This window comes from Mesobacillus sp. (genome assembly GCF_049588175.1).
Lineage (GTDB): Bacteria > Bacillota > Bacilli > Bacillales > Cytobacillaceae > Mesobacillus.
The window spans coordinates 1-9,867 of record NZ_JBAVFI010000444.1 but is presented as its reverse complement, the minus strand read 5'-3'; the positions used below and the strand labels follow the sequence as shown (position 1 = coordinate 9,867).

8 protein-coding genes and 1 pseudogene are annotated in these 9,867 nt (G+C 39.5%); 4 read left to right on the top strand and 5 right to left on the bottom strand.

What is annotated here, in order from left to right; all coding sequences use genetic code 11:
* Positions 1 to 187, top strand: a pseudogene (locus WB217_RS10945) (sodium:proton antiporter); the annotation flags it as partial.
* 279 nt (positions 188 to 466) lie between these two features.
* Here the strand turns inward: WB217_RS10945 and pflA are convergent.
* The 3 genes from pflA to WB217_RS10930 all read right to left on the bottom strand — a co-directional run bounded on the left by pflA (position 467) and on the right by WB217_RS10930 (position 4,301).
* Positions 467 to 1,201: a pyruvate formate-lyase-activating protein gene (pflA, locus tag WB217_RS10940; RefSeq protein WP_423993262.1), complete on the bottom strand. Its 735-nt coding sequence runs from the start codon at positions 1,199 to 1,201 to the stop codon at positions 467 to 469.
* A gap of 86 nt (positions 1,202 to 1,287) precedes the next feature.
* The gene (gene pflB / locus WB217_RS10935; RefSeq protein WP_423993261.1) at positions 1,288 to 3,513 is read right to left on the bottom strand and encodes a formate C-acetyltransferase; all 2,226 of its coding nucleotides are present in this window, start codon (positions 3,511 to 3,513) and stop codon (positions 1,288 to 1,290) included.
* A gap of 338 nt (positions 3,514 to 3,851) precedes the next feature.
* On the bottom strand, positions 3,852 to 4,301 hold the full coding sequence (locus WB217_RS10930) for a cupredoxin domain-containing protein (protein ID WP_423993260.1): 450 nt from the start codon (positions 4,299 to 4,301) through the stop codon (positions 3,852 to 3,854).
* A 295-nt stretch (positions 4,302 to 4,596) separates the two neighbouring features.
* Here WB217_RS10930 and WB217_RS10925 point away from each other — a divergent pair, with 295 nt between their 5' ends.
* The 3 genes from WB217_RS10925 (at position 4,597) to WB217_RS10915 (ending at position 8,028) form a co-directional block, all read left to right on the top strand.
* Positions 4,597 to 5,763, top strand: coding sequence for a D-alanyl-D-alanine carboxypeptidase family protein (locus WB217_RS10925; RefSeq protein WP_423993259.1), 1,167 nt, complete (start codon positions 4,597 to 4,599; stop codon positions 5,761 to 5,763).
* A gap of 171 nt (positions 5,764 to 5,934) precedes the next feature.
* A complete protein-coding gene (locus tag WB217_RS10920) occupies positions 5,935 to 7,305 on the top strand; it encodes an alkaline phosphatase (protein WP_423993258.1) in 1,371 nt (456 codons plus the stop codon).
* Between the two features lie 63 nt (positions 7,306 to 7,368).
* Positions 7,369 to 8,028 carry a DUF4352 domain-containing protein gene (locus WB217_RS10915; RefSeq protein ID WP_423993257.1) on the top strand — a complete coding sequence of 220 codons (660 nt, stop codon included), beginning with the start codon at positions 7,369 to 7,371 and terminating at the stop codon, positions 8,026 to 8,028.
* Between the two features lie 72 nt (positions 8,029 to 8,100).
* Here WB217_RS10915 and modB read toward each other — a convergent pair whose 3' ends face one another.
* Positions 8,101 to 8,757, bottom strand: a complete 657-nt coding sequence (gene modB, locus WB217_RS10910) for a molybdate ABC transporter permease subunit (protein ID WP_423993256.1) — start codon at positions 8,755 to 8,757, stop codon at positions 8,101 to 8,103.
* Between the two features lie 6 nt (positions 8,758 to 8,763).
* On the bottom strand, positions 8,764 to 9,546 hold the full coding sequence (modA, locus tag WB217_RS10905; RefSeq protein ID WP_423993255.1) for a molybdate ABC transporter substrate-binding protein: 783 nt from the start codon (positions 9,544 to 9,546) through the stop codon (positions 8,764 to 8,766).
* Between the last annotated feature and the right edge of the window lie 321 nt (positions 9,547 to 9,867).

Sequence of the window (9,867 nt, the reverse complement as noted above, 5' to 3'; positions counted from 1 at the left end):
ATATCTAAGGTATCCAGATTTAAAGAAGAAACAGATGGAGACTTTGAGGAAATTTGCATATTATGCTGAACACGAAGCAATTGACAAACTTTCTAAAGAAGAGATAATTTCATCCGTAATTGCAGACGCAGAAAGAAAAGATATTACTGAGGAATTAGTGAAACTTACTGAGGAACATAATGGCTGAGATAATTTGTTCATTAACAAAACTTAGGCAGCAAGAACTTTAGAATTATTTAAAGGGGTGCCTGTAGTCTATAAAGCAAGAATTTTGGCCTTCTCTTGCGTACTATGCATTGTTTACGAGCGCTGGAGTTTTTTGTAGTTATCGTGGCTTTGAAAAGACTAATGCAGGATGAACGTTTCAGGGGAGTCCTAGATAAATGAATCGCAAGAGCAGTCATTTTAACCTTGCAGAAAAAAACAGCAGGGGAACAAAAATCTGCTGTTTGTTTCTCTAATTAAATTAGTTCATATGATTCGTCAATAATTTGAAAGCATTCTCTACCTCATCATCTGCAGGAGGTTCTGTATCCTTAAGTGGGTATTCTAAACCTAAAGCTTCCCATTTATACACACCTAATTTATGGTATGGTAATACTTCCACCTTTTTGACATTTACAAGTGTGCCGATAAATTCACCCAAGTGAGTGAGATCTTGAACATCATTTGTTACCCCAGGAACCAATACATGCCGCACCCAAATAGGGACTTGATGGTCTGAAAGGTATCGGGCAAAATCCAGAATGTGATCATTTGCCATACCTGTTAGTTTTATATGTTTTTTTCTGTTAATATGCTTTAAATCCAGCAATACCAAGTCTGTATATTTCATCAGTTCTTTTAGCTGTTCCTGGAATAATGGAGCGCTGGAATAGCATCCGCCTGAAGAATCAATAGCAGTATGGATGCCTAGCTTTTTACATTCTTTGAAAAGCTCTGTAAGAAATGGAATCTGCAGCAGCGGCTCACCACCGCTGACAGTTATTCCTCCGCCTGAAGATTGGATAAAAGGAAGATAGGATTTTAAATCATCAATGATTTCGGAAACAGCCATCTGTTTGCCAGTGCCGATTTCCCAGGTGTCTGCGTTATGGCAAAATTGGCAGCGCAGCAGGCACCCCTGGGTGAAGATAACGTAGCGGATTCCTGGTCCGTCGACAGTGCCGAATGTTTCGATAGAATGAATGTTTCCGTTCATGATGATTGCTCCTTTCTGGTAAAACAGGAGTTCCTGGAGAGTAGGTGGGAACTCCATGTTCTCCGCCGCTTTGATACGGCTATTCATTACATAGATTCATGGAAAGTACGGTTGATTACATCCATTTGCTGCTCGCGTGTCAGCTTGATGAAGTTTACTGCATAGCCAGATACACGGATGGTCAGCTGTGGATATTCTTCTGGGTGTTCCATGGCATTCATTAGAGTTTCTCTATTAAACACGTTAACATTTAAATGATGGCCATCTTTAATTGCGTAGCCATCGAGGATGGATACGAGATTGCTTGTGCGGCTTTCTTCCTCTTTTCCAAGCGCTTTTGGAACAATGGAGAAGGTGTTTGAGATTCCATCCATAGCATAGCTGTATGGTAGTTTTGCGACAGAGGACAGGGAAGCAAGGGTTCCTTTTGTATCCCGGCCATGCATTGGATTTGCTCCAGGAGCGAATGGTTCGCCAGCTCGTCTTCCATCTGGTGTATTTCCAGTTTTCTTTCCATATACAACGTTTGAAGTAATTGTAAGGATTGACATTGTATGCAATGAATTGCGGTATGTTGGGTGCTTACGCAGCTTTTTCATAAAGGTTTTTACGATTTCAACTGCGATGCTGTCAACGCGGTCATCATTATTTCCGTATTTAGGGAAATCACCTTCAGTTTGGAAGTCAATCGCAATTCCATTTTCATCACGAATTACTTTAACCTTCCCGTATTTTATCGCGCTTAAGGAATCAGCTACGACGCTTAAACCGGCAATTCCTGTTGCCATTGTGCGAAGGACTTCAGTATCATGGAGCGCCATTTCGATTCTTTCATAGCTGTATTTGTCATGCATGTAATGAATGATGTTCAAAGTGTTGATATAGAGGCCTGCGAGCCATTCCATGACGTTATCGAATTTTGCCATGACTTCATTATAGTCGAGAACTTCGCTTGTGATCGGACTGAAACCTGGTGCTACTTGTATTTTAAGCTTCTCATCAACACCGCCATTGATGGCATAAAGCAATGCTTTTGCCAGGTTTGCACGTGCACCGAAGAACTGCATCTGTTTTCCGATTTCCATTGCTGACACGCAGCAGGCAATTCCATAATCATCACCATATTCAGGGCGCATCAGGTCGTCGTTTTCATATTGTATTGAGCTGGTTTTAATCGACATTTCCGCACAATACTTCTTAAAGTTCTCTGGAAGGACTGTAGACCATAAAACGGTCAGGTTAGGTTCTGGAGCAGGTCCCAGATTATCTAGTGTGTGAAGGAATCTGAAAGAGTTTTTCGTAACAAGTGACTTGCCGCAATGCGCCATGCCGCCGATTGATTCCGTTACCCAGGTTGGGTCACCGCTGAACAATTCATTGTAATCAGGTGTTCTTGCGAATTTTACAAGTCGGAGCTTCATAACGAAGTGGTCGACCAGTTCCTGTGCTTCTTGTTCAGTCAATGCGCCGTTTTGCAGGTCGCGCTCGATGAATATATCCAGGAAGGTAGCCACACGGCCAAGGCTCATTGCCGCACCGTTTTGCTCTTTTATTGCAGCTAGATAAGCAAAGTAAACCCACTGGAAAGCTTCTGTTGCGTTAGAAGCCGGCTTAGAAATATCATAGCCATAGCTTTCTGCAAGCTTTTTCAATTCATTTAATGCACGGTATTGTTCTGAGACTTCCTCTCTAAGGCGCATAGTGTCTTCTGTCATGACACTGCTAGTAAAACCGTGGTCTTTCTTCTTTTGCTCCATAAGGAAATCCACACCATACAGCGCAACACGACGGTAATCGCCAATGATGCGTCCGCGTCCATAAGCATCAGGAAGCCCAGTTATGATACCAGCTTTACGTGCTTGGAGCATTTCCTTTGTATAAACATCGAACACACCCTGGTTATGTGTCTTGCGGAAATCTGTGAAGATTTTTTCAACTTCCGTATTCAGTTCATAATCATATGCTTCACATGCAGCCTTAGCCATGCGAATGCCTCCGAATGGCTGCATTGAGCGCTTAAATGGCTGATCTGTCTGGAAGCCAACAACCTTTTCTTTTTCTTTGTCCAGATATCCTGGGCCATGAGATGTGATGGTTGACACGATTTCTGTGTCCATATCCAAAACTCCGCCATTCTCGCGCTCCTGCTTTGTTAATTCCATGACCTGCTGCCATAAAAGGTTTGTTTCCTCAGTGGCTCCTGTCAGGAAGCTTGAATTACCTGTATATTCAGTATAGTTATTTAAAATAAAATCTCGAACATGGATTTCTTCCTGCCAAGTACCGCTTTTAAAACCTTTCCACTGTTCCATTATTAGTCACCTCAGAAGTAATTATTTATATAACAGTTATCACACTTTCATCATACTACGACTATAACAGTTTTGGTGTGACAAAATTGTGAAAAGATGAACAAACTGTGAATACCAATTAAAAATGTGTTTTTTGCATAAAGTCTAAGGAAACTGTATTATAATTATCTATTGATTTACGCGTTCTGTTATATAAAAATCCTATGATAAATAATACTATCAGGAAACGTTGCCACTATGGATGTATTGTTTTGTATGTTTTGTGTCAAAAAGAGGAGGAGGGGAGATGAAGAAAAAGAAAAAACAGGATATGGAATCCTGTTCTTAGAAAGGAATATTTAATCAACCACAATGTAAGCGATCATTGGACCGCTGTTTTCTGCATTAGTGTGTATCATGCAAATAAGTCTGTAGGTTCCTTCTTTGTCAAATTGCAGAGGAATGATTGTTTCTTCCCCCTTTTTAACGATACCTTTAAGATCTGTACCTTCAATAATGAATGGGTGTTCTTTTCCATTAACCCCTACAATTTTTAATCGGACTTTTTCTCCTTTTTCAACAAAGATGGTTCCAGGATCCCAACGGTAGGCCTCAATTTCTTTACCATCTTCAGTTGATGATTTAAATTCACCAGTTACCAGGTGAATCTCCCGAATCGTCTCTTTTTGCTGACTAATAGCTGGAGTGGCATCAGACTTGAAGGTCATCCAAAATGATCCGATTATAACAAGAAGAGCAAGTACGCCCACAAAGTATAATGCCCTTTTTTTCACAACGAAGAAATGCATATTTTCACCTCCTTTTTAAATATTTATGCTCGTCCATATAAAGAACTTGTCTAAATTTTTCAGGTTTCTATGTGTTTTTTTTAGGGTGTTTACGAAAGGATTGTTATTTTAATGGATTGTTTGCAGCAAACATTGATAAATAAGTTGATTGGAGCGTAAGTCCACTGGTTTTTCGCTGAATTTTAACTAAAGTGCTTTAATATTCCATTATTATTAAAATTCAATATCTTTGCAGAAATCTAGTTATATATTTGCTAAAATTAAACTCGGAGACTAGGATAATGGATGTGTTTGAATGAAGAAATTAATGATACTTTCTATTTTGATCATGTTTGGAGTTTTCACCTTAACTAAACCTGTTCATGCCGAAGACGGTTTCACTGAACTAACATCGGAGGCTGCTGTATTAATGGACACGCAGTCGGGTGCAATACTCTTCAGTAAAAATGAAGAGGTGAAAATGTATCCTGCAAGCCTCACTAAGATTGCTACAGCAATCTATGCAATAGAAAAAGGGAATTTGAATGATCAAGTAATAGTAAGTGAAAAAGTATTAAATATAGATGGAACAAGGGTATATTTAAATCCAGGTGAGCAAGTGACTTTGAAAAAGCTTATCCAGGGTATGTTGATCAATTCTGGAAATGACGCTGCACTGGCAATCGCAATCCATCTGGACGGTACGATGGAAAAGTATTCTCAACATGTTAATGAGTTTCTTGAATCCGAGATAGGTGTAGAAGCGACACATTTTGTAAATCCGCACGGTTTATTCGATGAGAATCATTATACGACGGCTAAGGATTTAGGTATGATCTTGAATTATGCGATGAAGAACAAGGATTTTCGTGAAATCTTTGCAACAAAACAAATGAAATGGGATGGAGAATCATGGGACACAACTATTTTGTCTCACCATCGGATGCTAAAAGGAGAAATCCCCTATCCAGGAGTTACCGGAGGAAAGACGGGATTTGTTGACCAGTCCAAGCAAACATTGGCCACTACGGCTGAAAATGGCCGGCTTAAATTAACTGCAATTCTGTTAAAATCAGAATATAAAAGGAAAATATACGATGACACAATTAAGCTGTTTGACTATGGATTCGCTAATTTTAAATCCTCTCAGATCAGAAAGGGTGAGGAATTCATAAGCGGGAAGTTGCGATTCATCTCCCAAGCGGATACTTTCTTGACTGAACCAATCGCCGAGGGCAAGAGATCTGTTGACTCAGATGGAGTGTTGTCTATTGAAAAAGGAGAAGGTAAGGTTATCCAAACCGTTGAACTGAAGCCGATAATAAAGAAAAAACTAGAAGTAAAGAATACTACACAGAAGGCAGAACAGAGTGGGGTATTGTCACTTAATTCTATTGTAGGCGGTATATTGCTTTTGCTTGCTGCCAGTGTTTTGGTATTGAATCGGAAACAAAAAAGAAATAGAAGGTATCGAAGCAGGTAATCATAGCCTGCTTTTTTTTAATTTTAATTATTCCCCTTATATTCTATAAACAAGAATGTAAAGGGGGATGTAACAATTAATTAACCTTCTTTTACATTCAGTTAATGATAGATTAATAGACTGTCTTTATAGTAGGGGAGTGGCTTAAATAACTTAGTTGGAGGTCTTGGAATGATTAAAGAAAACTTTAAAAAGAAGATTCTCCCGTTCGCTGTACTTTCCACTGTAGCGTTCGGCAGCTTAGCAGGGACATTTAATGCAAAGGCGGATAATGAAGTAAGTGATAACCGTGCAGAAATTAAGAACGTCATTTTCTTAATCGGTGACGGCATGGGTAATTCATATACATCAGCTTATCGTTATTTAAAGGACAACCCTGAAACACCTGAAATGGAAAAGACCGAATTTGATAAGTATCTTGTTGGAAACCAGATGACATATCCTGAAGATCCTGAACAGAATGTAACTGATTCTGCTGCAGCAGCAACCGCGATGTCTGCTGGGATTAAAACATACAACGCAGCGATCGCTGTTGATAATGATCAAAAACCAGTAAAAACCGTTCTAGAAGCAGCAAAGGAAAATGGCAAGGCAACTGGACTTGTTGCTACTTCTGAAATCACTCACGCAACCCCTGCTTCCTTTGGTGCGCATGATATTTCAAGGAAAAACATGAATTCGATTGCGGATGATTACTATGATGAAATGATTAACGGCGAACATAAAGTGGATGTAATGCTTGGTGGCGGATTAAGCAATTTTGTACGCCAGGACAGAGACCTTACTGAAGAATTCAAAAAAGCTGGCTACAGCTATGTTACAGACAAAACGCAAATGCTTAATGACAAAAATGGAAAAGTCCTTGGGTTATTTGCTGATGGCGGGATGCCTAAAATGATAGACCGTGAAGAAAAAACTCCGTCCCTGGCGGATATGACTACATCTGCGATCGAGCGTTTAAACCAGGACAAAGATGGATTCTTCCTAATGGTTGAGGGAAGCCAGGTAGACTGGGCTGGGCATGACAACGATATAGTTGGTGCTATGAGTGAAATGGAAGACTTTGAAAAGGCTTATAAGGCTGCAATCGAATTTGCGAAGAAGGACAAGCATACTCTGGTTGTTGCAACTGCTGACCACTCTACAGGCGGATATTCAATCGGTGCAGACGGTGAATATAACTGGTTTAGTGAGCCGGTAAAGGCTGCAAATCGTACACCTGACTTCATGGCTAATGAAATAGCTAATGGTGCTGAGGTTGAAGAAACTTTGCAGAAATATATCGATCTTGAATTGACTGCTGAGGAAATCCAGTCAGTAAAAGATGCGGCAGCTACAAAGAAGGTATTAACAATTGATAATGCTATTGAAAAGATTTTTGATGGCCGTTCTCACACAGGATGGACGACTGGCGGACATACAGGTGAAGATGTACCGGTATACGCTTTTGGACCTGGGAAAGAACGCTTCTACGGACAGATTGACAACACGGACAATGCTAAGAATATATTTGATATCCTTGAAAACGGCAAAAGAAAATAAACATTAAATCTCCCGCCGGGGCCTTGGCCACGGCGGGAAGTTTTTTAGAGAAGGGGTTTCTCAATGAAAAAATATCTCACTTTACTTTTAGCTATTTCAATTTTATCTGGCTGTTCCGCAGCAGCTCAGGAGGATTCTACTAAAGAAACTAAAGCTGATGTGACTGTTAAAGCAGTTGAAAAGCCGAAAACCCATAATATAAATGTGCCCAATCCTCAAGTAACAGATGATAGTACTTTAAAAAAGATAGGGGACACAGTTACTGATCGTAAAGGTGAACTTACTTTAAAAGCAGTCAAAGAAGTAAACAAGCATTTTACTTTAGGCGGTATCCAATATGCGGTAAAGGATATTAAGTTGATGCATTATGTTCCTGACTACAGCATGATTGATTTTTTTCATCCTTACACGCATGAAGAAGAATTCGATTTCGTTAAGGTTGGAATTGAAATTGAAAATACTTCTAAAGAAAGCTATCATTTCGCTCCTGTAGCGTTAATGAAGGTCAATGAATCTATTCACAAAACATGGGAAGATGATTTTTATCTAGAGGAATTGAATGGGGAAATAGCTGCAGGTCAATTGAAAACAGGGAATGTCGGGTTTATTGTTGATGAACTGGATGGACTAAGCGAAGTTGAAATTATATCTGGTGACCTAGTCGGTGATGACAAAAAGAAAAAAGCAAGTCCAGTAAGACTGGTAATTCCTATATCTGAGTAAAAACAAAGCCATGGGTTATCCCATGGCTCTTATTTTTATGTATGCAGGCAAATCCTATAGATTTTAGATTGCCTATGATTTTATAAGGGAAGTTGAAAAGAGCATGATAAATGAAATTCCCGCCATGGCAATTACCCAGAGCCAGGCAGCCTCCATGTTTCCCGACTCGATCGCAACATAAATGGCTGTTGGAGCAGTCTGTGTCTTTCCGGGAAGATTACCCGCAAACATAAGCGTTGCGCCAAATTCCCCGAGTGCCCTTGCGAAACTGAGGATCAATCCGGTAACGAGGGTTTTTGCGGAAAGGGGTAATGTCACATACAGAAAAACCTTCCACTCGCCGGCGCCATCCACTCTTGCTGCTTCCTCGGTCCCTGGGTCAATCGAAAGGAATCCACTCTTTGCTGATTGATACATTAGTGGAAAGGCCACCACCGAGGATGCAATGACTGCAGCCCACCATGTGAACATAATTGGGCTTCCAAATATATTTTCTATCATCCTGCCAACAGGGCTGTTGATTCCGAAGATGATAATCAATAAAAATCCTACTACTGTAGGCGGCAAGACTAGAGGCAAGGTCAAAGCTGTTTCAATAGCTGTTTTACCGAAAAAACGTTTCCTTGATAAGACTCTTGCCGCCAATATACCTGAAATGAAAACGATAATGACTGATATTGATGCGATTTCAAGGGAAAGCTTAATCGGTGTCCAAAAATCACTGTACATTAATAATCAATCCAATGCTGCTGTAAAGCCGTATTTTTTAAAAATATCCATAGCCTCTTGACTCCTCAAGAATTCGAAAAACTGGATTGCTTCATCAACATTCTGAGAAGAAGAGACTACACCTGCAGGATATATAATGGGATCATGCAAATCGTGTCCGGAGATTTGGACCATCTTTATTTTATCAGAAATTATCGCATCTGTTTTATAGACAATCCCTGCATCGACATTTGCGGTCTCAACATAGGATAAGACTTGCCGGACATCCTTTGTATTAATGATTTTCGATTCCAGCCTGCTCCATAAGCCTGTTGAAATGAATGTTTGTCTGGCATACTGCCCTGCAGGTACTGTTTCTGGCGTGCCTATGGCTATTCTTTTAATATCCGTTTTAAGCAAATCATCAAGGGATTCGATGCTATGTTCTTCTTTTGGCAAAATTAATACTAATTCATTTCCCAAAAGTTGAGCACTATGATTTTTATCAATCCTATCTTTTGCTATTAGCTGATTATATTTATCCTCAGCTGCTGAAATAAAAATATCAACTGGTGCGCCATGAGAAATTTGCTGCTGGAGGGAACCTGATCCGCCGAAATTATAAATGAGTTTTATTCCAGGATTATCGTCCATATATTTTTGTCCTGCTTCCTCAAGTGCTTCACGAAGACTTGCTGCTGCGGATACCGTAAGTTCTTTTTGCTGATTTTCTTTATCGCTTTGACAGCCTGTAATAATTATCAATATGCCAATAAATAATATGATATATAACTTCCTCAAGTGAGACATCCTCTCATTAGTATACAATGATAAAAAAATTGGCTCGCGACTTCCGCATAGATTAAAAGTGTATACATGAAATCAATGGAGCTTTAATTCGGCCAAAAAATAATTCCATTGTGATCAATAATTGACCGTTGAAATCATATAGCCTTTATGGACAAAAAAGTTTTCCAATAAAGGCTATATGATAAAAAAAATTATTTTAAAAAGGAAAAAGATGCTCCTGTAAGTTAAGAAACTACACAAAGAGTAATTAATATTAATTAACATACTGATTATATCGAATTATCCATGGAGAGGCACATAAAAAATATCACAGGTTAGCGA

Excerpts from the sequence above, each read along its gene's own strand:
- modA (WP_423993255.1), bottom strand. The coding sequence starts at position 9,546 with ATGTCTCACTTGAGGAAGTTATATATCATATTATTTATTGGCATATTG.
- pflA (WP_423993262.1), bottom strand. The coding sequence starts at position 1,201 with ATGAACGGAAACATTCATTCTATCGAAACATTCGGCACTGTCGACGGA.
- WB217_RS10930 (WP_423993260.1), bottom strand. The coding sequence starts at position 4,301 with ATGCATTTCTTCGTTGTGAAAAAAAGGGCATTATACTTTGTGGGCGTA.
- WB217_RS10915 (WP_423993257.1), top strand. The coding sequence starts at position 7,369 with ATGAAAAAATATCTCACTTTACTTTTAGCTATTTCAATTTTATCTGGC.
- modB (WP_423993256.1), bottom strand. The coding sequence starts at position 8,757 with ATGTACAGTGATTTTTGGACACCGATTAAGCTTTCCCTTGAAATCGCA.
- WB217_RS10925 (WP_423993259.1), top strand. The coding sequence starts at position 4,597 with ATGAAGAAATTAATGATACTTTCTATTTTGATCATGTTTGGAGTTTTC.
- pflB (WP_423993261.1), bottom strand. The coding sequence starts at position 3,513 with ATGGAACAGTGGAAAGGTTTTAAAAGCGGTACTTGGCAGGAAGAAATC.
- WB217_RS10920 (WP_423993258.1), top strand. The coding sequence starts at position 5,935 with ATGATTAAAGAAAACTTTAAAAAGAAGATTCTCCCGTTCGCTGTACTT.